Source organism: Rhodococcus sp. USK10 (assembly GCF_019378875.1).
In the GTDB taxonomy this organism is placed as follows: Bacteria; Actinomycetota; Actinomycetes; order Mycobacteriales; family Mycobacteriaceae; genus Rhodococcus_F; species Rhodococcus_F pseudokoreensis.
Genome location: NZ_CP076048.1, coordinates 6,705,291 through 6,731,877 on the forward strand (window position 1 = coordinate 6,705,291; position 26,587 = coordinate 6,731,877).

Genomic DNA, 26,587 nt, shown 5'->3' on the forward strand with positions numbered 1-26,587 from the left:
GTTCGAGAAATCGGTGGGGAGGTTCAGAGTCGGTGGGCCGAGCCCGACGGCTCGGCGGACAGGAACTGCGGTGTGGGCAGGGACGCGGATTCGGCGCGGCGGACGATGTTCTCGGTGACGGCGTCGACCCGGTCGAGGGGGGCGAGCGCGATCGCGGAACCGCCGAAGCCGCCGCCGGTCATCCGGGCTCCCCAGGCGCCGGCCTCGACCGCGGCGTCGACGGCGGAGTCGAGTTCGACGGAACTGACCTCGTAGTCGTCGCGCAGGGAGGCGTGCGAGCGGTTCAGGGCGTCACCGACGTCGGCGATCCGGCCGCGGTCGAGCAGGTCGGCGACCTCCCGGACGCGGCCGATCTCGCCGAGCACGTGCCGGGCCCGCTGCGCTGCAAGGGGACTCAGTGCCGCGACGGCCGCGTCGGCGTCGGCGACGTCGCGGAGGGTGGCGACACCGAGGTCGGCGCAGGCCTTCTCGACGGCGGCGCGCCGGTTGCCGTACTGGCCGTCGACCAGCCGGTGCGGCGCGTTGGTGTCGACGACCACCAGCCGGGCGCCGGCGGAGCGGAAGTCGAGCGGGACGTGCCTGCTCGTGCCGTCCCGGCAGTCGAGGAGCAGTGCGTGGCCGGGGCGGGCGAGCATCGCGACCGACTGGTCCATGCCGCCGGTGGAGGCCCCGGCGATCTCGTTCTCCGCGCGGATGGACGCGTCGATCAGCGGCCGGCGCCCGGACTCGTCCGTGGGCAGCCCGGCCAGGTCGGCGACGGCGAGCGCGAACGCGCACTCGAGCGCGGCCGAACTCGACAGCCCGGAGCCGACCGGGACGGTCGAATGCACTGCCACCTCGAAACCTGTTCCGGCCGTAAGAAGTCCGGACCGGCGCAGCGCCCACACCACGCCGGCGACATACGCGGCCCAGCCGGACGGGTGGCCCGGGGCCACGTCGGCGAGCGCACCCCGCCAGGTCTCGCCGGTGTGGGTGGACACGGCGCGCAGGATCCCGTCGTCCCGCACGCGGACGGCGACGACGGTGACGTAGGGGAGGGCGAACGGCAGGACCAGCCCGCCGGCGTAGTCGACGTGCTCGCCGATGAGGTTGACCCGGCCGGGCGCCGCCCAGACACCGTCCGCGGCGCCGCCGAACGTGCTGCGGAACAACGCCTCCGCGGTGCCGGCGACCGTGTGCTCTTCGGCAGGGACCACCCACCGTGCGGCAGTCACGACGCCACCTCCCGCAGCCGGTCGGCGATGCGCTCGGGTGTGGTGTCGTTGACCCACGCACCCATCCCGGATTCCGAGCCGGCCAGGTACTTCATCCGGCCGGGCGACCGCATCATCGAGAACAGTTGCAGGTGCAGCCGGCCGAGCGAGCGGTCCTCGCCGACGGGCGCCTGGTGCCACGCGGCGATGTACGGCACGGCGTCGACGCCGTCGAAGAAGCGGTCGACCCGCCGCAGCAGTTCGAGATACACCTGCGCGAGTTCGTCGCGTTCGCCGTCGGTCAGTTCGGCGAGGTCACGGACATCGCGGTGCGGTGCGAGGTGCACCTCCAGCGGCCAGCGCGACGCGGCGGGAACGTACGCGGTCCAGTGTTCGCCTGCCAGGACCACCCTTCTGCCGGAGCGTGTTTCGGCGTCGAGGACGTCGGCGAGCAGCAACCGCCCGGTGCTCTCGAAGTGCTCGCGGGAACGCCGGATCAGCGCGTCCGTGCGCGGCGGCAGATACGGGTAGGCGTAGATCTGCCCGTGCGGATGGGTGAGGGTGACACCGATTTCCTTGCCCCGGTTCTCGAAGCAGAACACCTGCCGCACCCCGGGCAGCGCCGACAGTTCGGCGGTGCGGTCGGCCCAGACGTCGACGACGGTGCGGACCCGGTCGACACTCAGGGTGGCGAACGCGGCATCCGGGTTGCTGGTGAAGCACACCACCTCGCACCTGCCCGCTCCCGGTGCCAGCGGCCACAGCGCCTCACCGTCGACGCAGTCCGGGAGGTCCTGCTCCGCGGCGGCCGTCGCCAGCGAGGGGAAGCGGTTCTCGAACACCACCACGTCGTAGTCGTCGGCCGGAATCTCGGTGGGAGCCTTGCCCGGCCGGCTCGGCGCGAGCGGCGACGCGTCCGGCGGCGGGAGGAACGTGCGGTCCATCCGCTGCGCGGCGATGACCACCCACTCCCCGGTGAGCACGTCGAAACGCATCTGCGACTGCGACACCGCGGGCGGCAGCGTACGCGAATCCACCAGTTCCCGGGTGGCGCCGCCCGACACGTACGGCTCGGAGTCGTCGAAGTAGAGGAGTTCGCGGCCGTCCGCGAGCGTCGTCCGGGTCTTGCGCATCCGGACCCGCGCGGGGGCCTCCCGCGCCTCCTGTTCGTCACGCACGGTCATCGTCAAGTCCTTCCGCGTTCTCCCGTGTCACCACGAGATCGCCGACGTGGTCGGCGAGGGCTTCCTGGGCGGCGCGCTCGAGGCCGGCGTCGGTGATGAGGATGTCGACGTCCGACAGCGGGATCGTGTTCGCCAGCGCGGTCACCCCCCACTTCGTGTGGTCGGCGAGCACCACGACGCGACGCGACGACGCGACGAGCGCCTGATTGGTCTGGGCTTCCATCAGATTGGGGCAGGTCAGCCCCGAGTCGATCCCCATGCCGTGCGTACCGAGGAACAGCATGTCCACGTGGATGCCGCGCAGGGCGGCGACCGTGAGCGGTCCGACGAGGGCGAACGACGGGGTGCGCTGACCTCCGGTGAGGAGGATGGTCTGGTCGTCGCGGCCGCCCTCGTGGAAGGCGTCGGCGACCGGCAGTGAATTGGTGACGACGGTGATGTCGGGAACGTCGAGGAGTTCGCGGGCGAGGGCATGCGTGGTGGTGCCGCCTGAGATGCCCACCGACGTGCCCGGCCGCACCAGCCTGGCCGCGGCGCGGGCGATGGCCCGCTTGGCCTCCCGGTCGAGTTCGGACTTCGCCGAGAACCCCGGTTCGTGGACGCTCGCCGACCGCGGCAGCGTCACCCCGCCGTGCACCCGCTCGACGAGACCCTGCTCGACGAGTTCGTTGATGTCACGCCGGATGGTCATGTCGGAGACCCCGAGCGTCGCACCGAGGTCGACGACTTTCACCGCACCGTGCGCGGTGACCTCGTCGAGGATCACCTGCTGGCGCTGACGAGCGAGCATCATGCGTCCGCCTTCCGTGTCGGGGCGCCGGTGCCGGCGCTGTCTTCGCGAATCACAGCACAGTTGCCCGGTTCCAGCGTGAGCGGTCCGTCCACCACCCGTTCGGTCACGAGGTCGGTGCCGGACACGTCGACGGTCACCTTCTCGTTCGTGTGGTTGAGGACGAACAACCACGACCCGTTCTCGCCCCGCCTGCGCACGATCTCGACGTCGGACTGCCGTCCCAGGTGCTGGTCGAGACCGGCTGCGGCGCAGATTGTCTCGGCGAGCCGCTCCAGGCCCTGTGCGTCGGGGACGGTGGCGAGATACCAGGCGGAGCCGTCGCCGACGGGACGCCGGGTGACGGCGGGCACGCCCTGCAGGTGTCCCGCGGTGTGACGGGCGAGGACGTCCACGTCCTCGGAGACCGTGAGGTATTCGGTCCAGACGCGGGCCGACGTGCCGTCGTCGAGGGCGACGGTCTCGTCGGCGCCGAGCGGGAAGAACTCCTCGGTCCGGACGCCGAGCAGATCTCCGAACGCCCCCGGGTAGCCGCCGAGCCGGACGTGGTCGTCGCGGTCCGCGATCCCGGAGAACGCCGTCACCAGAACGTGCGCGCCTGCGCGGGCCGCCGCCGAGATGCGGTCCGCCTCCTCGTCGCTGCACAGATACATCGCGGGCACGACCAGAACGGAGTACCGGCCGAGGTCGGCGTCCGGGGGGACGACGTCGCAGGTCACCCCGGCGAACGCGCGGTGCATCTGCTCGGCGATCGTCATCGGCTGCATCAACCGCGACGGGTGCCCGTCCTGCTCACACGCCCACTGCGACTCCCAGTCGAACAGAATGCCGACCCGGGCCTCGACGCGGCTGCCGCGGACCGGCTCCAGCCGGCGCAGGACCGCCCCGAGTTGGACGACTTCGCGCCACCGGGCGGAGTCGGTGCCCGCGTGCGGCACCAGCGCGGAGTGGAACTTCTCGGCGCCGGCCTGCGAGGCGCGGAACTGGAAGAACGCGACACCGTCCGCGCCGCGCGCCACGTGGGCGAGGGAGTTGCGCAGCATCTCGCCGGGCGCCTTCGCCCGGTTGACCGCCTGCCAGTTGACGGCGCTCGTCGAGTGTTCCATCAGCAGCCACGGCTGTGAGCCGGCGATGCCGCGGGTGAGGTCCGCGGAGAACGACAGCCGGTGGTGGGCGGCGCCGTCACCGGTCACCGGTCCGACCAGATAGTGGTCGGTGGAGACGAGGTCCTGTTCCGGCGCCCACTGCGCGTAGTTCATGTCGCCGGCGAGGGACTGCGGCGAGCCCATGCCCACCATGAAGTTCGTCGTCACCGGGACGTCGGGAGTGATGCGCCGCAACACCTCCCGCTCTGCGCGGTACTGGTCGAGGAGGGCGTCGGAGGAGAAGCGGCGCCAGTCCAGCAGATGGGTGGGGTTGCCGAACGTCGTGCTCGCGGCGGGCGGCACCACCTCGTCCCAGGCGCTGTAGTGCTGGCTCCAGAACGTCGTGCCCCACGCCCGGTTGAGTTCGGTGAGGTCGCTGTACCGCCGCCGCAGCCACCGCCGGAACGCCCGCGCGCTGTCGGGGGAGTAGCAACGCGAGTTGTGGCAGCCGAGTTCGTTGGACACGTGCCAGAGGGCGAGTGCCGGATGGTCGCCGTAGCGGACGGCCATCTTCTCGACGAGGGCGAGGGAGTGGTCGCGGTAGATCGGGGAACTCGGGCTCCACGTCTGCCTGCTGCCGATCTCGTACCGGTACCCGCGTTCGTCGACGGGCCGGATCTCGGGATGCGCGGCCGTGAGCCAGGGGGGTGGGGACGCGGTCGCGGTGGCCAGGTCGACGCGGACGCCGCCGTCGTGCAGGAGGTCGAGGACGCGATCGAGCCAGCCGAAGTCCCAGGTGGAGGGGGTGGGCTGCAGTCGCGCCCAGGAGAAGACGCCGACGGTCGCGAAGTCGACTCCCGCCTCGCGCATGAGTTCGACGTCGTGCTGCCAGACCTCTTCCGGCCACTGCTCGGGGTTGTAGTCACCGCCGAAGGAAATGCCCCGGGTCGGCCACCGCAGGTGCCGCCCGCCGGACTCGCTCGCTGTGTGCATGCTCACAATCTGTCCGATCGCTGCTCAAAAGTCAACATGAATGAACATTTCTGCACTTGTGCAGGTAAACGCACTATGTTGCGGTTGACAATGCGCAACGCAGCGTGGTTTTGTAACCTGCATCACGTAACGGCGTGAGGCGTCACCACTGAATTGTGATCGAAGTTGTTCGATTTCGATCGGATGGTGAGCGACTCCGCCCCACCCCGCTACTCGAGCGAAAAGGGCACCATGAACCGAAACGAGCTGCCGCACCAGTGGCAACCCTCCCGGCGCACCTTTCTCAAGGCCGCACTCGGCGCCGCGGGCGCCCTGTCGACGGCCGGCCTGCTGTCCGGGTGTACCGGCGGCCTCGACCCCCACGTGATCACCCTCGGATCGCGGCTGTCGGACAAGAACGCCAAACTCGGCGTGCAGGACGTCGTCGGGATGTTCCAGCAGCAGACCGGCGGCGCGGTGCGCATCAACTCCGTCGACTCCACGTCGTTCCAGGAGAACGTCAACAACTACCTGCAGGGCACCCCGGACGACGTCTTCACCTGGATGTCGGGATACCGGATGAGGTACTTCGCCGACAAGGGACTCGTCGACGACGTCAGCCCGGTGTGGCAATCGCACGGCAGCGGCTTCAGCGACAGCTTCCGCGAGGCGTCCACCGGAACCGACGGCAGGCAGTACCTGATCCCGTTCTTCTACTACCCGTGGGCCGTGTTCTACCGCCCCAGCCTCTGGCAGCAACGCGGTTACGCGCCGCCGAAGACGTTCGACGAATGGGTGGCCCTGTCGAAACGCATGCAGTCGGACGGGCTCACTCCCATCGGTTTCGGGGTCCGTGACGGCTGGTCGCCGTTCGGCACGTTCGACTACCTCGATCTGCGCCTCAACGGCGTCGACTTCCACCGCTCCCTCCTCGCGGGCGACGTGAGCTGGACCGACAACCGCGTCCGGTCGGTGTTCGACACCTGGCGCGAGATCCTGCCGTTCCACCAGCCGCAACCGCTGGGCCGCAAGATGTCCGAGGCGCAGCAGGCGCTCCTGAACAAGGAGGCCGGGATGCTGGTGGCCGGCATGTTCGTCGCACAGAGCTTTCCGGCGGGCCCCGACCGCGAGGATCTGGACTTCTTCGCGTTCCCCGAACTCGACTCCGCGGTCGGCACGTCGGCGGTCGAGGCGCCGATGGACGGATTCATGATGCGCAAGGACCCGCGGAATCTCGACGGGGCGCAGCAGTTCCTCTCCTTCCTCACGAACGCCGACGCCGCCGTCGCGTACGCGAAGCAGGATCCCCAGGCGATCCCGGCGCACCGCGACGCCGACCTGTCGAGTTTCCCTCCGCTCGTGCAGAAGTCGGCTGCCCTCGTCCAGGGTGCGGGGTCCATCACCCAGTTCCTCGACCGGGACACCCGCCCCGATTTCGCGTCCGTCGTGATGATCCCCGCGATGCAGCAGTTCCTCGGCAACCCGAACGACGTGGACGGCCTGGTCCGGAGCATCGAGCGGCAGAAGGCGGCGGTATTCGGGCAATGAGAACACACGAGAAGACAACGACCACCATCACGGTCCCGACAGGTCAGGTGAATTCATGACCAGCACAGTTCCTTTCCAGGCCGGAACCGAACCCAGGATCCCGGCGCCGAAGATCCGACGCAGTCGCGGCGACCGGTGGACCATCGCCGTCATGCTCGGGCTGCCCGCCGCGATCGTGATCGGGCTGGTGTGGATTCCCACCGTGTTCACGGTGATCCTGTCGTTCGCCCGCTGGGACGGCATCGGCGGCACATCGACCATCGAGTGGATCGGCCCGCAGAACTACGTCGACGCCGTCCAGGCGTACCCGCCGTTCCAGCAGGCGCTCCACAACAACGTCCTGTGGCTGGCGTTCCTCTTCGTCTTCCCGACGATCCTCGGCATCTTCCTCGCCGTGCTGCTCGACCGGGGCCTGAAGGGAAGCCGGCTGTACCAGAGCATCTTCTACATCCCCGTGGTGCTGTCGATGGCCCTCGTCGGGTTCGTGTGGCAGCTCATCTACTCCACCGACGGCGGCGTGCTCAACACCATCCTCGGCACGGACGTCGACTGGCTCGGCAACCCGGACGTCAACATCTGGGCCGTCATGGTCGCCGCGAGCTGGCGGCACACCGGCTACATCATGCTGTTGTACTTGGCGGGTCTCAAGGCCATCGACCCGTCGGTGCGCGAAGCCGCCCTCATGGACGGTGCCGGCCCGATCCGCACGTTCTTCCGGATCGTGTTCCCCCTGATGAAACCCACCAACCTGCTGATCATCGTCATCACCGTCATCGAGGCCCTGCGTGCCTTCGACCTCGTGTGGGTGATCAACAAGGGCCGCAACGGACTCGAACTGATCTCCGCCCTCGTCACCGCGAACGTCGTGGGTGAAGCGGGCCGCGTCGGATTCGGTTCGGCCCTGGCGACGATCATGCTCGTGATCTCGCTGGTGTTCATTGCCCTCTATCTCTGGATCGTGATGCGGAGCGACGACTGATGACCATGACGACACCCCTCGCCGACCGCAGTGCGCCCGCCGATCGGACCGGGCCCCGCAACAGGGCCGCGGTGGCCAACCGGCGCCGGCTCAGTGCCGCGCATGCGGCGATGTACCTCCTGCTCACCGCGCTCGCGCTGTTGTGGATCTTCCCGCTGCTGTGGGCGCTCTACAACTCGTTCCGCGACTACGACTACGTCCTCACCCACGGCTACCTGTCCGTCGGTGGCTTCACGCTGAGCAACTACACCGAGTCGTGGGAGGTCGGCGGGATCCCGCACTATTTCCTCAACTCGATGATCATCACCATCCCGGCGGTGCTGTTGATCCTGTTCATCGGGTCGATGGCGGCGTTCGTGCTCGCCCGGTTCCCGTGGAAGTTCAACGTGATCATGCTGGCGGTGTTCATCGCAGGCAACCTGCTGCCGCAGCAGACGCTGCTGACCCCGTTGTTCCGTCTGTACAACGCGATTCCGCTGCCGTACTGGATGAGTTCGTCGGGTTCGCTCTACGACAGCTACTGGGGTCTGATCCTGGTGCATGTCGCATTTCAGACCGGCTTCTGTGTGTTCGTGTTGAGCAATTACATGAAGACCGTTCCCCCCGAACTGCTCGAGGCCGCGACGGTCGACGGCGCCGGCCTGTTCCGCCAGTACTGGCAGGTGGTGCTGCCGCTGTGCCGTCCGGCGCTGGCCGCGCTCGCGACGCTCATGATCACCTGGATTTACAATGATTTCTTCTGGGCTCTCGCATTGATGGTCAGCGGCGACAAGCTGCCGGTCACCACCGCGCTGCAGAATCTGCAGGGCAGCTTCTTCACCGACACCAACCTGCTCGCCGCCGGATCGGTGCTCGTCGCGTTGCCGACGGTGCTCGTATTCGTCGCGCTGCAGCGGCATTTCGTTTCCGGACTGACGATGGGAGCCAACAAGTGAGCGCGACAGTCCCACCGCACGCGTACATCCACCTCACCGTCGGCGGCGTGTCCGTCGTGCTCGACGTCACCGGGGGCCGGTTGCCGGCGATCGTGCACTGGGGTGCGGCGCTCGGCGACCTGAACGTCGCCGACACGCTGGCCCTGGCGCAGGCGAACATCGAGCCCCCTGCGGGCAATGTCGTCGACCTCCCGGTGCGGCTGTCGATCCTCCCGGAACACCACACCGGGTGGGTGGGGAAACCGGGGATCGCGGGCCACCGGGACGGCGTCGACTGGTCGCCGCTGTTCACGACCACCGCGCTGACCGTCGACGGGGCCGAACACCGGCCGTCCCCGGACCCCGAACTCGTCTCCGTCGGTGCGGGCACCGTCCGGGTCACGGCGCACGACGCGGTCGCCGACCTCGGGCTGACCCTCGACGTCGAGTTGCTGCCGAGCGGCCTCCTGCGGGCGCGCGCCGAGGTCACCAACACCGGCAGCTCGTTCTATGTCCTCGACGACCTCCAGCTCGCGTTCCCGGTCCCGCCGCAGGCCCGGGAGATCCTCGACTTCGCAGGCCGGTGGGGGAAGGAGCGGACCCCGCAGCGCCGCGAACTCACCGTCGGGATCCACGAACGCGAAGGGCGGAAGGGACGCACCGGCCCGGACGCGGCGACGGTGCTGTCCGTCGGCGTGCCCGGTTTCGGTTTCGGCCGCGGTGAGGTGTGGGGTACCCACGTCGGGTTCAGCGGCAACCATCGCCACTACGCCGAGCGGCTCTTCACCGGTTTCCAGGTGGTCGGCGGCGGAGAACTGCTGCTGCCGGGCGAGATTCGGCTGTCCGACGGCGAAAGTTACGGAACCCCCTGGATCTACGGCGCCTACGGCGACGGGCTCGACGCCCAGGCGCACCGGTTCCACGACCATCTCCGGTCGCGGCCCACTCACCCGCGGCGCGCGCGCCCGGTCACGATCAACGTGTGGGAGGCCGTCTACTTCGATCACGACCTGGCCCGGTTGACAGACCTGGCGGATCGGGCGGCGAAGCTCGGCGTCGAGCGTTACGTGCTCGACGACGGCTGGTTCCGGTACCGGCGCAACGATCTGGCGGGGCTGGGGGACTGGCACGTCGACGAGACGGTGTGGCCGAACGGACTGCACCCGATCATCGATCACGTGCGCTCGCTCGGCATGGAGTTCGGCCTGTGGTTCGAACCGGAGATGATCAACCTCGATTCCGATCTCGCGCGGGAACATCCCGAATGGGTCATGGCGACCGGCGGGCGCACGCCGGTTCCGTCCCGGAACCAGCAGGTGCTCAATCTGGGGATCCCGGAGGCGTACGACCACATCCTCGAGCGGATGTCCGCGATTCTCGGCGAGTACGACATCGCCTACATCAAGTGGGACCACAACCGCGACCTGATCGACGCGGGCACCGCGCCGCACGGGCGTGCCGGGGTCCACGACCAGACGCTCGCGACGTACCGGCTGATGGACGAGCTGAAGCGCCGGTTCCCCGGACTGGAGATCGAATCCTGCTCCTCGGGTGGCGCGCGGGTCGACCTCGGCATCCTCGAACGCACCGACCGCGTCTGGGTGTCGGACTGCATCGATCCGCTCGAACGCCAGCAGATGAACCGGTGGACGATGCAACTGCTTCCCCCCGAACTGCTCGGCTCGCACATCGCGTCGGGGGTCTCCCACACGACGGGCCGGTACCACCGGCTGTCGTTCCGGGCGGGGACGGCGCTCTACGGGCACCTCGGGATCGAGTGGGATCTCGCGACTGCCACCGACGACGAGAACGCACAGCTCGCCGTGTGGATCGACCTGTACAAGCGGCACCGGGAACTGCTGCACACGGGGACGATGGTGCGCGCCGACGAGATCGACCCCACCCTGCTGGTCTACGGTGCCGTCGCCGGCGACCGGGCGGAGGCCCTGTTCTTCCTCGCATACGTGGGGCGGTCCGACGTGTCGCCGCGCGGCCGGTTCACGCTGCCCGGGCTCGACCCGGACCGGCGGTACCGTGTGCGACCCGTCTTCGCCGGTGAACCGGACGAGGGCCTGAAACCACCCGCGTGGTTCAACGTGCCACCGCAGCCTCAGCCGACCGTCACCACCCCGCCCGGCGGCGGACGAGCCGACGGACTGTCCGCGGGCAGCGAGGTTCCCGGCGTCTCGATGACGGGACGGGCCCTCGCCGTCGTGGGTCTGCAGACGCCCGCGTCCTTCCCCGACGACGTGGTGGTGCTGTCCGTGACCGAGGAAACGTAGCCACACACCGAGACGAGAAACACCTCACCGGAACCCGAAGCCGGTGAGGTGTTTTCGTCTGTGCCGACAGGCGGGTCAGAACTCCATGCCCGCGTCGGCGCCCATCTGCCTGGTGGTGTTTCCGCCGTCGAGGGATTCCCGGATGATGTCGGCGTGACCGGCGTGGTGGCTGGTCTCCCGGATGATGTGCAGCAGGGTGCGGCGGACGGTCCACCACTGCCGCTCGGGCGCCCAAGGGGCGGTCGGCAGCGGGACGAGCACATCGAGGTCGTCGAGTCCGGCCACCGCGGCCTCCGTTGCGCGGGCCACCTCGGCGTACTCGGCCAGCAGTCCCTCGAGGGTTTCGTCGTCGCGCATGTAGTACTGCTGCATCGACCACTCCATGTCGAACTCCGCGTTCTCGTCGGGTTCGAGAATGGTTTCGATCCAGTGCTTTTCCGTCTGGGACACGTGCTTGATCAGACCCCCGAGCGTCAGGTCGCTGACGGTCGAGCGCTTCCGTGCCTGTTCGTCGTCGATGCCGCGGATCGTGATCAGCAGGGTGGCTCGCTGCTCCTGCAGGATCTGGAGGAGATCGGCGCGTTCGCCGGTGGCCGGGGACTTCTGCGAAGTGGTCATGAGAAGAACGATAGAAGCGATTGAGGTCAGAAACGGTCCTCATTAGGGAGGGCTTCTCAGGGTTTTTCCCGGGGACCGAGTTGGGTGCCTTCCTGGATGTGCGGAAAGCGCCCGCCGAGAAGGATTCTCGGTATGAACATTCCCTCGCCGGCGCCGGCGCCGGCACGTCGTCCTCTCGAGGTGGTGCCCGGAACACTTTTCACGCGCCTCGATCTGGGTACCCCCTCGGTGACGCGCCACGAAGTCGTGGAGCGCGGCGCTGCAGAGGCGAGGGAAGTTTCCTTCTCCGTCCGCTCAGCCCACCGATGAACGGACTCACCATGATCCGCACGACGATGACCGCACTGGCAGCAGTGGCTCTCGTGTTCGGCGCCGCGTCCGTGACCCAGACTGCCGCGGCTCACCCGGCCTGCAACTCCTCCTACGAGGGCACCACCAACGACGAGTACGACCCGGACCCCGACTTCACCGGGACGACCAACGACGAATACGACCCCGACCCCGAGTACCACGGCACGTCGAACCGCGAGTACGACCCGGATCCGGAATTCCACGGCAGCACCGCTCCGTGTCAGGTGTGACTCCGGTCGGTGAGTCCGGTCAGCGACTCGGGCGCAGCCACGGCGACACACCGGGAGCGAACAGCGCGAGCACTCCCACCACGACGAGGGCGCTGTAGGCGAGCGGCGCCCACTGCAGCACTCCCGCGGTCGCGTCCCCGGCGTCGGACAGCAGCATCCACAGGCCCACCCCGCCTGCGGCGCTGAGTGCACCGACGACGGCGAGGGTGATCCGCCCCGCCGTCTTCCGGGCGCGCAGCAGTTGAATCCCCAGCAGTCCGAGCAGGATCAGTACGACCGCGATGGCGCCGCTGCCGATCAACGTCAGGTTCACCGTGTCGGTGATGTCCGTCGCCGAGTCGCCGGGATTGTCCGCGGCCACCGACGCCTCGAGGGCGTCACGGACCGCGCCGAGGTCGAGGGCGATGGCCCCCGCGATGCCGGCGAGAACGACGAACGACCCCACCCAGGCGGACAGCGACACCGCGACAGCCTTCGGGGTGGCGTCGGTGGGGGCGGCGCGCAGCGGGGTGACCGCGAACTCCGGACGCGGCGGTACGGGTCGCGGCGGTGCCGGCCGGCGTGGCGGCTGTTCGGGTGTCGTCACGCTGCGATCCTATCGACCGGTCGCGCGGAGGCGTGCCGACCGGTTGCCCGGTAGGTTGGCCGACGCGCGCGGGCCGCGTCGGCGGAGCCGACACAAAGTCCAGCCGGCGGCGGCGAAAGAAAATCCGGGCGGCCGGGAACAAATCTCCTCACCCCTCCGTTGAGCCTTACGACAAGATTGAGCGTGCTCGACTCAAGTTCGAATTGACTCCCGACGGTGTCGGAGTGCAAACTTGAGCGGAGGGCGCTCACTAAGCGCCAACATCGCAGTTCAGTACTGAACAACCTGCCCACAGGACTGCAAAACGGAAGTGAGGAACACTATGGCTCGTGCCGTCGGTATCGACCTCGGTACAACGAACTCGGTCGTGTCTGTACTGGAAGGCGGCGAGCCCGTAGTGGTCGCCAACGCCGAAGGTTCACGCACCACCCCGTCGATCGTCGCCTTCGCCAAGAACGGTGAGGTGCTGGTCGGCCAGCCCGCCAAGAACCAGGCCGTCACCAACGTCGACCGCACCATCCGCTCCGTCAAGCGCCACATCGGCACCGACTGGAACGTGGAGATCGACGGTAAGAAGTACACGCCGCAGGAGATCAGCGCGCGCACGCTCATGAAGCTGAAGCGCGACGCCGAGGCCTACCTGGGTGAGGACATCACGGACGCCGTGATCACCGTCCCCGCGTACTTCGAGGACGCCCAGCGTCAGGCGACGAAGGAAGCCGGCCAGATCGCCGGCCTCAACGTCCTGCGCATCGTCAACGAGCCCACCGCGGCCGCATTGGCCTACGGCCTCGACAAGGGCGACAAGGAACAGACCATCCTGGTCTTCGACCTCGGTGGCGGCACGTTCGACGTCTCGCTGCTCGAAATCGGCGACGGCGTCGTCGAGGTTCGCGCGACGTCCGGCGACAACCACCTCGGTGGTGACGACTGGGACGAGCGCATCGTCACGTGGCTCGTCGACAAGTTCAAGGCTCAGAACGGCATCGATCTGACCAAGGACAAGATGGCCCTGCAGCGTCTCCGTGAGGCTGCCGAGAAGGCGAAGATCGAACTGAGCTCCTCGCAGAGCACGTCGATCAACCTGCCTTACATCACCGTCGACGCGGACAAGAACCCGCTGTTCCTCGACGAGCAGTTGTCCCGCAGCGAGTTCCAGAAGATCACGTCCGATCTCCTCGACCGCACCCGCGCGCCGTTCCAGGCCGTGATCAAGGACAGCGGCATCGCCGTCAAGGACATCGACCACGTCGTGCTCGTCGGTGGTTCCACCCGTATGCCCGCCGTCTCCGACCTGGTGCGCGAGCTGACCGGTGGCCGTGAGCCCAACAAGGGCGTCAACCCGGACGAGGTCGTCGCCGTCGGTGCCGCCCTGCAGGCCGGCGTGCTCAAGGGCGAGGTCAAGGACGTGCTGCTCCTCGACGTCACCCCGCTGTCCCTCGGCATCGAGACCAAGGGTGGCGTGATGACCAAGCTCATCGAGCGCAACACCACCATCCCGACCAAGCGTTCCGAGACCTTCACCACGGCTGACGACAACCAGCCCTCGGTGCAGATCCAGGTGTTCCAGGGTGAGCGCGAAATCGCGTCGCACAACAAGCTGCTCGGCTCGTTCGAGCTGGCCGACCTGCCGCCCGCCCCGCGTGGCGTGCCGCAGATCGAGGTCACCTTCGACATCGACGCCAACGGCATCGTGCACGTGACCGCCAAGGACAAGGGCACGGGCAAGGAGAACACGATCAAGATCCAGGACGGCTCCGGTCTGTCCAAGGAAGAGATCGAGCGGATGGTCAAGGACGCCGAGGCGCACGCCGAGGAAGACAAGGCCCGCCGCGAGGAGGCCGAGGTGCGCAACCAGGCCGAGTCGCTGGTGCACCAGACCGAGAAGTTCATCAAGGACAACGAGGACAAGGTGCCCGCCGACGTCAAGGAGAAGGTCGAGGCTGCCATCAAGGAAGCCAACGACGCTCTCGCAGGCACCGACATCGCGGCCGTCAAGACCGCGGTCGAGAAGCTGGCCACCGAGTCGCAGGCCCTCGGCCAGGCGATCTACGAGGCCAGTGCCGCCGAGGAGGCCGCCAACACCGACGGCTCCGGCGCGAATGGTGCCGACGACGTCGTCGACGCCGAGGTCGTGGACGAGCCGTCCGACGCGGAGAAGAAGTGACGTCCGACAACACCGAGCAGGAACCGGTCACTTTCGTGGACAAGCGGAAGATCGACCCCGAGACCGGTCTCACACGGGACGCGGAACCGGTAGTGGAGCCCCTCGCGGGCGCCGCTGCCGCTCCGCAGCCCGGCTCGGTGGACGAAGGGGCCCTGTCGGAGACGGCGGCACCGGAGACGGACGAGTTGGCGGAGCGCACCGCCGACCTGCAGCGACTGCAGGCGGAGTACGCGAACTACCGTCGGCGCGTCCAGCGCGACAAGCAGTCCGACATCGCGAACGCGAAAGCGTCCGTCGTCGGTGAGCTCATCGCGGTGCTGGACGACCTCGACCGCGCCCGCAGCCACGGCGACCTCGACTCGGGGCCGCTGAAGGGTGTGGCGGACAAGCTCACCGGCACCCTCACCTCGCTCGGCCTGAGCGAGTTCGGTGCCGAGGGCGACGCATTCGATCCGGCGCTGCACGAGGCAGTGCAGCACGAGGGCGAGGGTCACGACCCCGTTCTCGGCACGGTGATGCGAAAGGGCTACAAATTCGGTGATCGCGTCCTGCGGCATGCGATGGTAGCTGTGATCGACCGCGCCGGCGATGCCGACGCGAACACCCCCGACGGGGCTGCGAAGCCCGCCGCGTCGGAACAAGAGTAAGAGCGAGAGGAGGAGACGCCCAGTGAGCCAGCGGGAGTGGATCGAAAAGGACTTCTACAAGGAGCTGGGCGTCTCGTCCAACGCATCCGCGGACGAGATCAAGAAGGCGTACCGCAAGCTCGCCCGCGACCTGCACCCCGACGCGAACCCCGGCGACACGAAGGCCGAGGAGCGTTTCAAGTCCGTCAGCGAAGCACACGCCGTGCTGTCCGATCCGGCCAAGCGCAAGGAATACGACGAGGCGCGGCGGCTGTTCGCGAGCGGCGGCTTCGGTCAGGGCGGCGGCGGATTCAACCCCGGAGCCGGCGGTTTCGGCCAGGGCGGATTCGACATCAACGACCTGTTCGGCGGCGGCGCGGCAGCCGGTGACGGTGGCCTCGGCGACATCTTCGGCGGCCTGTTCAATCGCGGCGCGGGTGGCGGCGGCGCGACCCGCACCACCAGCCGTCCCCGCCGGGGCAGCGACGTCGAGACGGAGACGACCCTCGAATTCCGCGAGGCCACGCTGGGTGTCACGGTTCCGCTGCGACTGACCAGCCCGTCGCCGTGTACCACCTGCCACGGCAGTGGTGCCAAGCCGGGCACCAGCCCGCGAGTCTGCCCGCGCTGCAACGGGACCGGGATCGTCAGCCGCAACCAGGGCGCGTTCGGGTTTAGTGAGCCGTGCGACGACTGCCGCGGCACCGGATCCATCATCGACTCGCCTTGCGAGGTCTGCCACGGCAACGGCGTCACCAACCGCACCCGCACCATCACCGTCCGCGTCCCCGCGGGGGTCAGTGACGGACAGAAGATCCGGCTGGCAGGCCAGGGCGAGGCGGGCCTGCGCGGCGCGCCGTCCGGCGACCTGTTCGTGACGGTCCGGGTGCGTCCCGACAAGGTGTTCGGTCGCAACGGCGACGACCTCACCCTCGTCGTCCCCGTCAGTTACGGTGAGCTCGTGCTCGGAACCACCGTCTCCGTCCCCACCTTGGAGGGCCGGGTCGGTGTGAAGATTCCGGCGGGCACGGCCGACGGCCGGATCCTGCGCGTGCGCGGCCGGGGAGTCCCCAAGCGTGCCGGTGGCGCCGGTGACCTGCTGGTCACGGTCAAGGTCGCGGTTCCGCAGAAGCTCGACGACCCGGCCACCGAAGCACTGAAGACCTATCTGGAAGCAGAGAAGGCCAGCGGATTCGATCCGAGGGCCGGGTGGGCTGGTGCCTGATGAGCGACACGACCGGGGATCCACGCGAAACCGCCGTTGATCCGGATGCCCAGATCTTCGTGATCTCGGTGGCCGCGGAACTCGCGGGCATGCACGCCCAGACATTGCGCAACTACGACCGGCTCGGGCTCGTCACCCCGCACCGCACGTCCGGTGGTGGGCGACGCTATTCGCCGCGGGATGTGGCGTTGCTCCGCGAGGTGCAGCGCCTCTCCCAGGACGAGGGTGTCAATCTCGCCGGGATCAAGCGGATCATCGAACTCACCAACCAGGTGGAGGCTCTGCAACACCGGGTTCGCGAGCTGGCGGAGGAGATTTCGAAGGTCCACGCCGGTTACCGGCGCGACTTGGTGCCGATCCCGCGGAGCAACGCGCTCGTCGTGTGGAAGCCGCGGCACCAGCGCTGACCGGGCATTCCGCCGTGTGAACCGGAACCGGTGTCGCACTGATCCTGTCGGAGTGAATCAGCGCGACACCGCGTCCCCAGCCCCCGGCTTATCGGTCGCGGCTGCCCCAGCGGGGCCCGCGGCGGGTGTGTGAGCGTGGAATGTCCATCTGCTCGAGTCGTGCCTTGATCTCCTCGGTGCTCCACAGTGCCTTGGAGACGGTGGGGGTAGGAGTGGGGGTGACGTGCATGATCATGGTCTCGGTCTTTCGTGGAGTGTTCGGTGGATGGTTGTGGTCGTCGATCAGGGCTGTCCGTACAGGTGGTAGCCGGCGTTCATGTTCGGGTAGCCCGAGTCGATCCAGCTGCTGATGCCGTAGCCGTGGCCGAAGTTGCCGTCGATGCGGGTCCCGTCGACGTCGGTCATGTTGTTGTAGTTGTCGGCGCGGAACACGGCCTGGGCGCCGCCGGGCAGCGCGTAGGTGGCGTCCACCTCGACGCCGTTCGGGTCGTTGGAGTATGCCTTCACGATCTGGCTGCTGTGCGGGGCGAGGTAGTCCGACGGCGCCTGCATCCACTGCCCGTACGGGTTCGACGATCCGGCGAGGACCATCGGCAGGTCGGTGTCGTTGCTGATCGTCATCGCGATCGTCGGTCCCGACGTCGGCATCGTGCCCGCGGTGGCGACTCCGGCGGCCGCGACGGCGAATCCGGTGACGGCCAGTGCGGTGGCGGGCAGTGCGATGAAGAGGGCGACGCGGCGGCGGGCGTTGATGCGCATGATGGCTTCTCCTGTGTTGGGAACGAGGGGAACGATTGGGGCCGTGGGGTTTTCGTTTTCCGATCTCCCCGTTTTCCGGTGTGCACCAACTATGTCGCGAATGTGCGCCGCAGTCTGTCCACCGACAGGACCGAGGGCGGGATGAATCCGGTGTCCCCCGATCGGGGGACACCGGCGCCGCGAAGTGCTCCGCGCGGGCCCGGTCTCGTGAGAAAGTGAGCAATGGACTTCGCCGGAGCCGACACGGATCGGACCGCGCCGTGACCGCCGTGCGGGTCGTGGTGGGCGACGATCACCCGATCTTCCGGGACGGTGTCGTGCGGGCCCTCCTCGCGAGCGGCGACATCGAGGTGGTCGGCGAGGCGGACGACGGTGCGGCGGCGCTCGCCCTGATCCGTGAACTCGCCCCCGACGTCGCGCTCCTCGACTACCGGATGCCGGAACTGGACGGTTCGCAGGTGGCGGCGGCCGTGCGGCGTGCCGAACTCGCCACCCGGGTGCTGCTGCTGTCGGCGCACGACGAGTCCGCGATCGTCTACCACGCATTGCAGGAGGGGGCGGCGGGATTCCTGCCGAAGGAGTCGACGCGGGCGGAGATCGTGAAGGCCGTCCTCGACTGCGCTCAGGGCCGCGACGTCCTGCCCGCTTCCCTCGCCGTCGGGCTGGCCGGCGAGGTGCGGCGCCGCAGCGAACCGGTCGGGCCGGTGCTGAGCGGCCGGGAGAAGGAAGTGCTGGCGCTCATCGCACGCGGCCAGAGCATCCCCACGATCGCCGGGGAGCTGTACCTGGCGCCGTCGACGGTCAAGACCCACGTCCAGCGCCTCTACGAGAAGCTCGGGGTGAGCGACCGCGCGGCCGCCGTGGCCGAGGCGATGCGACGCGGTTTGCTGGAGTGACGTGCGCGAGACGTCGCAGAGTCGCGTAGTCCGGCGCTACACCACCGAGGCGGTCCGGGTGACCGCCATTCTCCGGCTACCGCTGATCGGGCTGATGGCGCTGCTCGGGCCGGTGATCAGCGTGACGCACTGGCAGCCCGACGTGTTCGCCGGGCTCCTGATCGGATATGCGCTGCTCGCGGCCGGCTGGCTGATCTTCGTCCTCGTCCAGGACGTCGGTCCGTGGGCGGGCTGGGTGTCGACCGCCGCGGACGTCTCCGCGGTGGTGGCGTTGTGCATCGCGTCGGGCGGCGCGACGTCGGTGCTGCTGCCGGTGTTCTTCCTGCTGCCGATCTCGGTGGCGTTCCAGTACCGGCCGCGGCTGACGGCGATCGTCGGGGTCTGCACCGCCGTCGGGTACCAGGTGGTGTGGATCGTCTACTCGAAACGCGACGACCTCGTGGGTTTCCCCGACGAGGTGTACCTCTACTTCGGTTTCCTGTTGTGGCTCGCGGCCGCGACGACGGCGTTGTCGTACGTGCTGGTGCGGCGTTCCGCGACGGTCATCTCGCTGATGGACGTGCGCAGGCAGCTGATCGCGGAATCGATGGGCGCCGAGGAACGCGAGCGGCGGCAACTCGCCGAGCACCTCCACGACGGGCCCCTCCAGAATGTCCTCGCAGCGCGGCTGGATGTGGAGGAGGCGCTGGAGCGGCACCCGGACGCGCAACTCGACGCCGCCGAAACCGCTCTCCGCGAGACCGCGGCGCAACTGCGTTCCACCGTCACCACCCTGCATCCGCAGGTACTCGCGCAGCTGGGCCTGACCGCGGCGTTGCGGGAACTCGCGGACCTGTTCTCCCGGCGCGGTGAGATCGAGATATCGGTGAGCCTCGACGACGTCGTTCACCCCGACTGCCAGGAGCTGCTCTACCGGGTGGCGCGGGAACTGCTCACCAACGTCACCAAACATGCCGGTGCCAAAAAGGTCGAACTCGCGCTCACCCGCGCCGGCGGGCGGACCACGTTGACGGTCGCCGACGACGGCACCGGATTCGATCCCGCCGTCGTTCCGGAACGCGTGGCGCAGGGGCACATCGGGTTGGCCTCGCACATCGTGCGGGTCGAGAGCCTCGGCGGCACCTTCGACGTCACCTCCTCGCCCGGATCGGGCACGCGGGTGGTGGTGACGGTCCCCGATGCCGGATGACGGCACCCGGTTAGATCACCGCGGGTGGCGACCCTCGGCGAATTCCTCGACGATCTCCGCGCAGAACGCTGGGCAATTCCCTTCGACGAGAAGGGGTTACGGCTTCAGGAGGATCTTCACCGCGCCGTCCTGCTTCTTCTGGAAGATCTCGTACGTGTGCGGTGCGTGGTCCAGGGGCAGTTCGTGAGTGGCGAACGTGTCCACGCCCAGGGGGTTGGCGTCGGTGAGCAGCGGCAGGATGTCCGGGGCCCACCGCTTGACGTTGGCCTGGCCCATGTGCAGCTGAATCTGCTTGTCGAACAACGTGAGCATCGGGATCGGGTCGGCCATCCCGCCGTACACCCCGCTGAGCGAGATGGTGCCGCCGCGCCGCACGATGTCGATGGCCGAGTACAGGGCGTGCAGGCGATCGATTCCCACCGTCGACATCAGCGGGGCCGCGACGGCGTCGGGAAGAAACGACGTGACCTGCTGCAGGAGTTTCGCGGTGGGGGAGCCGTGCGCCTCCATACCGACGGCGTCGATGACGGAATCGGGACCGCGGCCGTGGGTCATGTCCCGGATGAGGCCGCCGAGTTCGCTCCCGGCGTCGTTCAGGTCGACCGTCTCGATTTGCCGCGCCTTCGCGCGGGCGAGACGCTCGGGCACGAGATCCACACCGATGACCCGAAAACCCTTGTGCGCGGCGATGCGTGCCGCCATGTCGCCGATCGGACCCAGCCCGAGAACGGCGACGGAGCCACCGTCGGGCACGTTTGCGTACTCGACGGCCTGCCATGCCGTCGGCAGCACGTCGGACAGGTACACGAACCGCGAATCCGGTGGGCCCTCTGGGACCTTGATCCGTGAGACTTTCGGCGCAAACCCGGTCCTTTAGGTCCGGGATAGCCGATCTGGTTTGTCGGACTGTGTGGTTAGTGTCTGGGTCATGGTGGGGAGGGCGGTGAAGCGGGCGTTCAAGTACCGTTTCTATCCGACTGCGGTGCAGGCGGAACAGCTAGCTCGAACATTCGGGTGCACCCGGTATGTCTACAACCGGGCGTTGGCCGAGCGGTCGCGGGCCTGGGCGCAGGAGCAGCGTCGGGTGACCTATGCGGATACCTCGACGATGCTCACCGGATGGAAACGGGAGGCGGAGACCGCGTGGTTGGCGGAGCCGTCGAAGGGGCCGTTGCAGGAGTCGCTGCGGCAATTGCAGGGTGCGTTCGAGAGGTTCTGGCGCAAGCAGGCCCGCTACCCGCAATTCAAGAAGAAGGGGCAGTCCAAGGATTCGGCGACCTACTACTCGAACTGCTTCACCTACGGCGGCGGGCAGATCCGGTTGGCCAAGCAGTCCGAACCCCTGGATATTCGGTGGTCGAGGCCGCTGCCGGAGGGGGCGGTGCCGTCGCAGGTGACGGTGTCGCGTAATGCTCGTGGTCAGTACCACATCTCGATCCTCGTCGAGGACACGATTACCGAGCTCCCGTCGACCGATCGGGTGGTCGGGCTCGATGCCGGGATCACGAGCCTGTACACGCTTTCGACGGGGGAGAAGATCACCAACCCGCGTTATGAGCGCGCGGATCGTGAGCGGCTGGCGAAGGCGCAGCGGATGCTGGCCAAGAAGGAGAAGGGATCCCGGAACCGGGCCAAGGCCCGACTGAAGGTCGCGAAGATCTATGGCCGGATCGCCGATCGGCGCCGCGATTATCTGCACAAACTTTCCACTCGGCTGGTGCGCGAAAATCAAGTGATCGCCATCGAGGATCTGAGTGTGCGGAATATGGTCAAGAATCGGTCGTTGTCTCGGGCGATCTCGGATGCGGGGTGGTCCGAGTTCCGGTCGATGCTCGAATACAAGGCCGACTGGTACGGGCGGCGGGTGGTGGCGGTGGACCGGTTCTGTCCGTCGTCGAAGACCTGCTCGGTGTGCGGGGCGGTCGCGTTGACGATGCCGCTGGACGTGCGGGAGTGGGTGTGCCGGTGCGGCGTCGTCCACGATCGGGATGTGAATGCGGCGAGAAATATTTTGGCCGTCGGACTGACGGTGGCAGCCTGCGGAGATGGTGTGAGACCACCTCGCACATAACGTGCGAGGCGGCGACTGTCGGTGAAACAGGAACCTCGGGACGCGAGTTTCGAGGGGAATCTCGGTCGTTCACGGCCGAGAGGAAGTCAAGTGGGTGTTTTTCACATGCGGCACCCGGAGATACTGGGCCTGACCGCCGGGGACGCTCCCGTACAACTTCGAGTAGCCGAACAGTGCCGCGCCCATGCCCTCGTCCCGGATCTACGTGACCTCGCACTGGGTGAACAGTTTCCGGTCGCACATGTGGCAACTGCCGCAGGATATCTGGAACGGGATGACCACCCGGTCACCGACCTTCACGTCGGTCACCTCGGACCCCACCTCGCGGACGATGCCCATCGGCTCGTGACCGAGGATGTCGCCCTCGCTCATGAACGCGCCGAGCACTTCGTACAGGTGCAGGTCGGAACCGCAGATGTTGGTGGTGGTGATTTCGACGATCGCGTCCGTCTTCTGTTCGATCACCGGGTCGGGCACGGTGTCGACGCTGACCTTCCGCCTGCCCTGCCAGGTGACGGCTCTCATCGTGCTCTCCGGTTGGCCTTGACGAGGGCCTCGACGAGTTCGTCCTTGGTCATGGTCGATCGGCCGTGGATGTCGAGTCGCTGCGCGAGGTGCATCAGGTGCTCCTTGCTCGCGTTGGCGTCGACGCCCTCGGCGGTCTCGCCGGACGGGTTCGGGCCGCCGCTCTCCGCGCGCTCGTCGGAGGGGCCCTTCTCGGCCTTGGCTTCCCAGAGGTCGCCGACCTTCTCGTAGCTGTGTTTGAGGGCGTCGAACGCGACGCGGTGCGCTCGTTCCTCGTCCCCGTACTGGTCCATCGCGGAGTCGTACACCTTGGCGAACGTGCGCTGCGCCTTCTCGGGCGACTTCTTCAGGGTCTCGGGGAGTTCGCTCTTCTTCGGCTTGCCGCTCTCGGTGGTCTTCGGCACGGAAATCCTCCTCGGGTGTGGCGGTGCCCTCGCGGACGATTACCCGGCTCCCGGAGATTTACGCGAGGGGTGGAGGCACCCGGCCCGGCGCCGAGGCCAGAGCCTGCTCGAGCAGGACCAGTGCGTGTTCTGTTGTGGCCGTCACGACGTCCTGGGGTTCGCCGTCGAAGCGGTGCATCTCCGTGTCGATGCGGCCGTGGGCGAAGAGTCCGAACCAGACGGTGCCCGGGGGTTGCCCGTCCTGGGGGTCGGGCCCGCCCGCTCCGGTCACCGCGACGGCGATGTCGGCTCCGAGCAGTTCCGCGACCGCCCCCGCCATCGCGCGGGCACTGGCCTCACTGACGACGGGACCGTCCGGCACCTTCAGCACCCGATGTTTCACCTCGCTGGAATAGGCGACCACGCTGCCCCGGTACCAGTCGGAGGACGCCGGTGCCGCGCCGAGAAGGCACGAGATCTGCCCGCCGGTGAGGGATTCCGCTGTCGCGAGGAAGACGTGCGCGTTCCGGGCCGCTGTCGAGATCCGTTCGGCAACCCGATCCTGCGGAGTCATGGACTTCACGTTATCGGACGTGACCCGGCCGGGAGCGGTGATCGCCACCCGCGCCGGGAGTGGAACAGGTTTCAGTTTTGCCGGTTTCCGGTTAGGGTGTCGGTGACCCAGAACACAGAAAATCCAGACCGCCGGACGACGCACCCCGGCCTCGCGGGAGTAGAAGGATCACAGATGACCGACGAGTTCGCAGATCTGCATCGACCCGCCTTCGCTGCAGACCTCCTCATCACTGCACTGGACCGCAATTCCGACAAGCCGGCGCTATACCTCGGCGACGTCGTTCTCACCGGCGGTGAGATGCGCGATCAGATCAGTTGCTTTGCGCAGGCACTGGCTTCGCTCGGGATCGGCAAGGGGACGAGCACCGCCATGCTGTCCAAGAACCGGCCCGAAGTGCTCATCAGCATGGGCGCCACCATGATCTCCGGATGCCGCGCCAGCGCACTGAACCCGATGGGCTCGCTCGACGACCACCTCTACATCGTCGGCGACGCCGAGATCCGGACCCTGATCTTCGATCCCACCGCCTTCGAGGGGCGCGCCGCCGAACTGGTGGCGCAGTCGCCGTCGATCGAGAACGTGTTGTCGTTGGGACCGTCCGAGGGGGGCACCGACATCCTGGCCCTCGCCGAGACGTTCACCCCGCAACGCCTACGGGCGGCGGACGTGGCCGCCGACGACAACAGCAGCATGGTCTACACCGGCGGCACCACCGGCAAGCCGAAGGGCGTCGTCGGCTCCTATCAGTCCGGTGCCACCCTCAATCAGATCCAGATGGCCGAATGGCAGTGGCCCGACGAACCGCGTTTCCTCATCTGCACGCCGCTGTCGCACGCCGGCGCTGCCTTCTTCATCCCGACCCTGCTGCGCGGCGGCGCGCTGATCGTGCTGCCCGCGTTCGAGCCCGGCGCCGTGCTCGAGGCGATCGAGAAGCACAAGATCTCCGCGACGATGCTCGTCCCCACCATGATCTACCTGCTGATGGATCATCCCGACCTGCCGAAGCGGGACGTGTCGAGCCTGCAGACGCTGTTCTACGGCGCGTCGGCGATGTCGCCGGCCCGGCTGAAGGAGGGCATCGAGAAGTTCGGTCAGATCTTCTTCCAGTTCTACGGGCAGACCGAATGCGGAATGACCATCGCGGTGCTGCGGAAGGAGGAGCATCTGCCGGACGATCCCAGCCGCCTCGCGACGTGCGGACGTCCCGTGCCCTGGCTGAACGTGGCACTGCTCGACGACGACCTGAACGAGGTCCAGCAGGGCGAACTCGGCGAGATCTGCGTCCGCGGCCCCCTCGTCATGAAGGGGTACTGGAACAAACCCGCCGAGACCGCCGAGGCGTTCCGCGGCGGATGGCTGCACACGGGCGACGTCGCGCGCAAGGACAAGGACGGTTTCATGACGATCGTCGACCGCAAGAAGGACATGATCGTCACCGGCGGATTCAACGTGTTCCCCCGCGAGATCGAGGACGTCATCTCGGCGCACCCCGCCGTCGGCTCGGTCGCGGTGGTCGGCGTCCCGGACGAGAAGTGGGGCGAGGCCGTCAAGGCGTGCGTGGTGCTGCGGGCGGGACAGACGGTCGAGGCCGCCGAACTCGTCGAACGGGTCCGGGCCGCGAAGGGGTCGGTGCACGCCCCCAAGTCGATCGATTTCGTCGACACCCTGCCCCTGACCCCGCTGGGCAAACTGGACAAGAAGGCGCTGCGCTCCCGGTACTGGGAAAGTGCAGACCGAGCGGTCGGATAGCACGGCCGGGGCGAGAAACAAGGGACCTGGTCTGCGGCGTGGCGCCCACGCCTATAGTCTGCCCAAGTACTTCGCGGCGGGGCCGCGTTCGGTCGGTGACGAGGATGCGCGGTGGATTCACAGGCAATATCGCTGGTCCGGTCGAGTTTCAAGGCTATCGCGGCAGTGCCGGACGGGCCTCAGACTCTGTCGCGGTCCTTCTATGCCCTGCTGTTCGCCCGGTATCCCGAAGCCCGCGACTTCTTTCCTGCGGCCATGGACGAGCAACGTGACCGGCTGATTTCCGCTGTCCAGTACGTGATCGAGCGGCTCGAGGAGGAGTCCGGGCAGATTCTCGCCTACCTCGCCCAACTCGGCCGGGACCACCGCAAGTACGGGATCGAGGACGCGCACTACGTAGCCGTCGGCAACTCCCTGATCGCCGCCGTCGAGCAGTTCCCGTCCACCGAGCCGTGGACCGACGAACTCGAGCAGGCGTGGCGCGACGTCCTCGCGGTGGTCGCCGCCACCATGATGGACGCGGCCAACGCCGAGAGCGGCCCGCCGGCCTGGGGTGCGACCGTGATCGAGCACCTGCAGGTCCGCAAGGACGTCTCGATCATCCGACTGCAACTCGACGAGCCGATGACGTACACCGCAGGCCAGTTCGTGAGCGTGCAGGTGCCGTCCCGGCCCCGGATGTGGCGGTACCTGTCGCCGGCGAACCCCGCCAACGACCAGGGCATCATCGAGTTCCACGTCCGCCGCGTGTCGGGCGGCTGGGTGAGCCCCGCCATCGTCACCCAGACACTCGTGGGCGAGCGGTGGGTGGTCGGCTCCCCACTCGGCGACCTCGGAATCCGCTACGACAACGGTCGCGACATTCTCATGATCGGATCGGGGACCGGCATCGCCCCGCTGCGCGCACAGATCCTCCAGATGTCGCAGCGCGGCCAGGACCGGCGCGTCCACCTCTTCTTCGCGGGCCGGTACCCCTGCGACCTCTACGACCTGGGAACCCTGTGGGCGCTCGCGGAACAGAATCCGTGGCTGACCGTGGTCCCGGTCACCGAGGAGGACGAGGACCCGTGGTGGTACACGGGCCCCGGCAGTGCCGGGATGCCCGGCATGCACCGCAGGCTGACCGGCAAGGTCGGGCAGGTCGTCGCCGACTTCGGGACGTGGGCCGAGCGCGACATCCAGCTCGTCGGCTCCGAGGCCATGATCAACACCACCAAGTTCCGGCTGCACGCGGCAGGCACGCCGCCGGAGAACATCCGGCACGATCCGTCCTACTGATCG

General features: G+C 68.0%; 24 protein-coding genes and 2 pseudogenes. 14 read left to right on the forward strand and 12 right to left on the reverse strand.

Annotated elements, in window-relative coordinates; genetic code table 11:
• Nucleotides 1-23 precede the first annotated feature (23 nt).
• From galK to I1A62_RS37675, 4 genes are read right to left on the reverse strand one after another with little or no spacing between them, the layout of a single operon-like run.
• Nucleotides 24-1,214 carry a galactokinase gene (gene galK, locus I1A62_RS37660; protein WP_219457374.1) on the reverse strand — a complete coding sequence of 397 codons (1,191 nt, stop codon included), beginning with the start codon at nucleotides 1,212-1,214 and terminating at the stop codon, nucleotides 24-26.
• Nucleotides 1,211-2,377, reverse strand: coding sequence for a galactose-1-phosphate uridylyltransferase (galT, locus tag I1A62_RS37665; RefSeq protein ID WP_219457376.1), 1,167 nt, complete (start codon nucleotides 2,375-2,377; stop codon nucleotides 1,211-1,213). Before galT ends, galK begins: the two co-directional genes overlap by 4 nt.
• On the reverse strand, nucleotides 2,364-3,170 hold the full coding sequence (locus I1A62_RS37670; protein ID WP_124389128.1) for a DeoR/GlpR family DNA-binding transcription regulator: 807 nt from the start codon (nucleotides 3,168-3,170) through the stop codon (nucleotides 2,364-2,366). The genes galT and I1A62_RS37670 overlap by 14 nt, the downstream gene beginning before the upstream one ends.
• Nucleotides 3,167-5,245 (reverse strand): beta-galactosidase, encoded by a 2,079-nt coding sequence (locus tag I1A62_RS37675; RefSeq protein WP_219457378.1) that lies wholly within the window; start codon nucleotides 5,243-5,245, stop codon nucleotides 3,167-3,169. Before I1A62_RS37675 ends, I1A62_RS37670 begins: the two co-directional genes overlap by 4 nt.
• Before the next feature lie 231 nt (nucleotides 5,246-5,476).
• On the opposite strand from I1A62_RS37675, the gene I1A62_RS37680 reads away from it, so the two are divergent.
• From I1A62_RS37680 to I1A62_RS37695, 4 genes are read left to right on the forward strand one after another with little or no spacing between them, the layout of a single operon-like run.
• Nucleotides 5,477-6,772, forward strand: coding sequence for an ABC transporter substrate-binding protein (locus tag I1A62_RS37680; protein WP_124389130.1), 1,296 nt, complete (start codon nucleotides 5,477-5,479; stop codon nucleotides 6,770-6,772).
• A 55-nt stretch (nucleotides 6,773-6,827) separates the two neighbouring features.
• A complete protein-coding gene (locus I1A62_RS37685; RefSeq protein ID WP_124389131.1) occupies nucleotides 6,828-7,751 on the forward strand; it encodes a carbohydrate ABC transporter permease in 924 nt (307 codons plus the stop codon).
• On the forward strand, nucleotides 7,751-8,686 hold the full coding sequence (locus I1A62_RS37690; protein WP_124389132.1) for a carbohydrate ABC transporter permease: 936 nt from the start codon (nucleotides 7,751-7,753) through the stop codon (nucleotides 8,684-8,686). The genes I1A62_RS37685 and I1A62_RS37690 overlap by 1 nt, the downstream gene beginning before the upstream one ends.
• Nucleotides 8,683-10,947, forward strand: coding sequence for an alpha-galactosidase (locus I1A62_RS37695; RefSeq protein WP_219457379.1), 2,265 nt, complete (start codon nucleotides 8,683-8,685; stop codon nucleotides 10,945-10,947). The genes I1A62_RS37690 and I1A62_RS37695 overlap by 4 nt, the downstream gene beginning before the upstream one ends.
• A gap of 75 nt (nucleotides 10,948-11,022) precedes the next feature.
• Here the strand turns inward: I1A62_RS37695 and I1A62_RS37700 are convergent, their stop codons facing one another.
• A complete protein-coding gene (locus I1A62_RS37700; RefSeq protein ID WP_206006077.1) occupies nucleotides 11,023-11,565 on the reverse strand; it encodes a DinB family protein in 543 nt (180 codons plus the stop codon).
• A gap of 320 nt (nucleotides 11,566-11,885) precedes the next feature.
• On the opposite strand from I1A62_RS37700, the gene I1A62_RS37705 reads away from it, so the two are divergent.
• On the forward strand, nucleotides 11,886-12,146 hold the full coding sequence (locus tag I1A62_RS37705; protein ID WP_225857859.1) for a hypothetical protein: 261 nt from the start codon (nucleotides 11,886-11,888) through the stop codon (nucleotides 12,144-12,146).
• Nucleotides 12,147-12,165: 19 nt separating this feature from the next.
• Here I1A62_RS37705 and I1A62_RS37710 read toward each other — a convergent pair whose 3' ends face one another.
• A complete protein-coding gene (locus I1A62_RS37710; protein WP_218271108.1) occupies nucleotides 12,166-12,732 on the reverse strand; it encodes a hypothetical protein in 567 nt (188 codons plus the stop codon).
• 322 nt (nucleotides 12,733-13,054) lie between these two features.
• Between I1A62_RS37710 and dnaK the strand changes: the two genes are divergently transcribed.
• The 4 genes from dnaK to I1A62_RS37730 are packed head-to-tail and all read left to right on the forward strand — an operon-like array spanning nucleotide 13,055 to nucleotide 17,157.
• Nucleotides 13,055-14,899, forward strand: coding sequence for a molecular chaperone DnaK (gene dnaK, locus I1A62_RS37715; protein WP_124389138.1), 1,845 nt, complete (start codon nucleotides 13,055-13,057; stop codon nucleotides 14,897-14,899).
• Complete coding sequence (grpE, locus tag I1A62_RS37720; protein ID WP_087561376.1) at nucleotides 14,896-15,546, forward strand: nucleotide exchange factor GrpE; 651 nt, start codon at nucleotides 14,896-14,898, stop codon at nucleotides 15,544-15,546. Before dnaK ends, grpE begins: the two co-directional genes overlap by 4 nt.
• 22 nt (nucleotides 15,547-15,568) lie before the next feature.
• Nucleotides 15,569-16,750, forward strand: coding sequence for a molecular chaperone DnaJ (gene dnaJ, locus I1A62_RS37725; protein WP_219457382.1), 1,182 nt, complete (start codon nucleotides 15,569-15,571; stop codon nucleotides 16,748-16,750).
• On the forward strand, nucleotides 16,750-17,157 hold the full coding sequence (locus I1A62_RS37730; protein WP_072937428.1) for a heat shock protein transcriptional repressor HspR: 408 nt from the start codon (nucleotides 16,750-16,752) through the stop codon (nucleotides 17,155-17,157). Before dnaJ ends, I1A62_RS37730 begins: the two co-directional genes overlap by 1 nt.
• Nucleotides 17,158-17,245: 88 nt before the next feature.
• Here the strand turns inward: I1A62_RS37730 and I1A62_RS37735 are convergent, their stop codons facing one another.
• The gene (locus I1A62_RS37735) at nucleotides 17,246-17,392 is read right to left on the reverse strand and encodes a hypothetical protein (protein ID WP_167372165.1); all 147 of its coding nucleotides are present in this window, start codon (nucleotides 17,390-17,392) and stop codon (nucleotides 17,246-17,248) included.
• Nucleotides 17,393-17,439: 47 nt separating this feature from the next.
• Nucleotides 17,440-17,916: a hypothetical protein gene (locus I1A62_RS37740; RefSeq protein ID WP_219457383.1), complete on the reverse strand. Its 477-nt coding sequence runs from the start codon at nucleotides 17,914-17,916 to the stop codon at nucleotides 17,440-17,442.
• A gap of 260 nt (nucleotides 17,917-18,176) precedes the next feature.
• On the opposite strand from I1A62_RS37740, the gene I1A62_RS37745 reads away from it, so the two are divergent.
• Together I1A62_RS37745 and I1A62_RS37750 are read left to right on the forward strand one after the other, a co-directional pair.
• Nucleotides 18,177-18,812 (forward strand): response regulator transcription factor, encoded by a 636-nt coding sequence (locus tag I1A62_RS37745; protein WP_072937397.1) that lies wholly within the window; start codon nucleotides 18,177-18,179, stop codon nucleotides 18,810-18,812.
• A gap of 1 nt (nucleotide 18,813) precedes the next feature.
• Nucleotides 18,814-20,001, forward strand: coding sequence for a sensor histidine kinase (locus I1A62_RS37750; RefSeq protein WP_124389141.1), 1,188 nt, complete (start codon nucleotides 18,814-18,816; stop codon nucleotides 19,999-20,001).
• A gap of 96 nt (nucleotides 20,002-20,097) precedes the next feature.
• Here I1A62_RS37750 and I1A62_RS37755 read toward each other — a convergent pair.
• Nucleotides 20,098-20,850, reverse strand: a pseudogene (locus I1A62_RS37755) (zinc-binding dehydrogenase); the annotation flags it as partial.
• A 79-nt stretch (nucleotides 20,851-20,929) separates the two neighbouring features.
• Between I1A62_RS37755 and I1A62_RS37760 the strand changes: the two are divergent.
• Complete coding sequence (locus tag I1A62_RS37760) at nucleotides 20,930-22,072, forward strand: RNA-guided endonuclease TnpB family protein (protein ID WP_219457386.1); 1,143 nt, start codon at nucleotides 20,930-20,932, stop codon at nucleotides 22,070-22,072.
• 87 nt (nucleotides 22,073-22,159) lie between these two features.
• Here I1A62_RS37760 and I1A62_RS37765 read toward each other — a convergent pair.
• From I1A62_RS37765 to I1A62_RS37775, 3 genes and pseudogenes are all read right to left on the reverse strand, one after another.
• Nucleotides 22,160-22,597, reverse strand: a pseudogene (locus tag I1A62_RS37765) (alcohol dehydrogenase catalytic domain-containing protein); the annotation flags it as partial.
• Nucleotides 22,594-23,001 carry a ChaB family protein gene (locus tag I1A62_RS37770; protein WP_219457387.1) on the reverse strand — a complete coding sequence of 136 codons (408 nt, stop codon included), beginning with the start codon at nucleotides 22,999-23,001 and terminating at the stop codon, nucleotides 22,594-22,596. The gene I1A62_RS37770 and the pseudogene I1A62_RS37765, both read right to left, overlap by 4 nt.
• A 58-nt stretch (nucleotides 23,002-23,059) precedes the next feature.
• Complete coding sequence (locus tag I1A62_RS37775) at nucleotides 23,060-23,554, reverse strand: CinA family protein (protein ID WP_219457389.1); 495 nt, start codon at nucleotides 23,552-23,554, stop codon at nucleotides 23,060-23,062.
• A 174-nt stretch (nucleotides 23,555-23,728) separates the two neighbouring features.
• Here I1A62_RS37775 and I1A62_RS37780 point away from each other — a divergent pair, with 174 nt between their 5' ends.
• Together I1A62_RS37780 and I1A62_RS37785 are read left to right on the forward strand one after the other, a co-directional pair.
• On the forward strand, nucleotides 23,729-25,306 hold the full coding sequence (locus I1A62_RS37780; protein WP_219457390.1) for an AMP-binding protein: 1,578 nt from the start codon (nucleotides 23,729-23,731) through the stop codon (nucleotides 25,304-25,306).
• A gap of 111 nt (nucleotides 25,307-25,417) precedes the next feature.
• On the forward strand, nucleotides 25,418-26,584 hold the full coding sequence (locus tag I1A62_RS37785) for an FAD-binding oxidoreductase (RefSeq protein WP_124389145.1): 1,167 nt from the start codon (nucleotides 25,418-25,420) through the stop codon (nucleotides 26,582-26,584).
• The last annotated feature ends 3 nt before the right edge of the window (nucleotides 26,585-26,587 follow it).

Excerpts from the sequence above, each read along its gene's own strand:
- I1A62_RS37760 (WP_219457386.1), top strand. The coding sequence starts at position 20,930 with ATGGTGGGGAGGGCGGTGAAGCGGGCGTTCAAGTACCGTTTCTATCCG.
- I1A62_RS37705 (WP_225857859.1), top strand. The coding sequence starts at position 11,886 with ATGATCCGCACGACGATGACCGCACTGGCAGCAGTGGCTCTCGTGTTC.
- galT (WP_219457376.1), bottom strand. The coding sequence starts at position 2,377 with ATGACCGTGCGTGACGAACAGGAGGCGCGGGAGGCCCCCGCGCGGGTC.
- I1A62_RS37675 (WP_219457378.1), bottom strand. The coding sequence starts at position 5,245 with ATGCACACAGCGAGCGAGTCCGGCGGGCGGCACCTGCGGTGGCCGACC.
- I1A62_RS37780 (WP_219457390.1), top strand. The coding sequence starts at position 23,729 with ATGACCGACGAGTTCGCAGATCTGCATCGACCCGCCTTCGCTGCAGAC.
- I1A62_RS37690 (WP_124389132.1), top strand. The coding sequence starts at position 7,751 with ATGACCATGACGACACCCCTCGCCGACCGCAGTGCGCCCGCCGATCGG.
- I1A62_RS37740 (WP_219457383.1), bottom strand. The coding sequence starts at position 17,916 with ATGCGCATCAACGCCCGCCGCCGCGTCGCCCTCTTCATCGCACTGCCC.
- I1A62_RS37735 (WP_167372165.1), bottom strand. The coding sequence starts at position 17,392 with ATGATCATGCACGTCACCCCCACTCCTACCCCCACCGTCTCCAAGGCA.
- dnaK (WP_124389138.1), top strand. The coding sequence starts at position 13,055 with ATGGCTCGTGCCGTCGGTATCGACCTCGGTACAACGAACTCGGTCGTG.
- I1A62_RS37670 (WP_124389128.1), bottom strand. The coding sequence starts at position 3,170 with ATGATGCTCGCTCGTCAGCGCCAGCAGGTGATCCTCGACGAGGTCACC.
- I1A62_RS37775 (WP_219457389.1), bottom strand. The coding sequence starts at position 23,554 with ATGACTCCGCAGGATCGGGTTGCCGAACGGATCTCGACAGCGGCCCGG.
- I1A62_RS37700 (WP_206006077.1), bottom strand. The coding sequence starts at position 11,565 with ATGACCACTTCGCAGAAGTCCCCGGCCACCGGCGAACGCGCCGATCTC.
- I1A62_RS37730 (WP_072937428.1), top strand. The coding sequence starts at position 16,750 with ATGAGCGACACGACCGGGGATCCACGCGAAACCGCCGTTGATCCGGAT.
- I1A62_RS37680 (WP_124389130.1), top strand. The coding sequence starts at position 5,477 with ATGAACCGAAACGAGCTGCCGCACCAGTGGCAACCCTCCCGGCGCACC.
- I1A62_RS37685 (WP_124389131.1), top strand. The coding sequence starts at position 6,828 with ATGACCAGCACAGTTCCTTTCCAGGCCGGAACCGAACCCAGGATCCCG.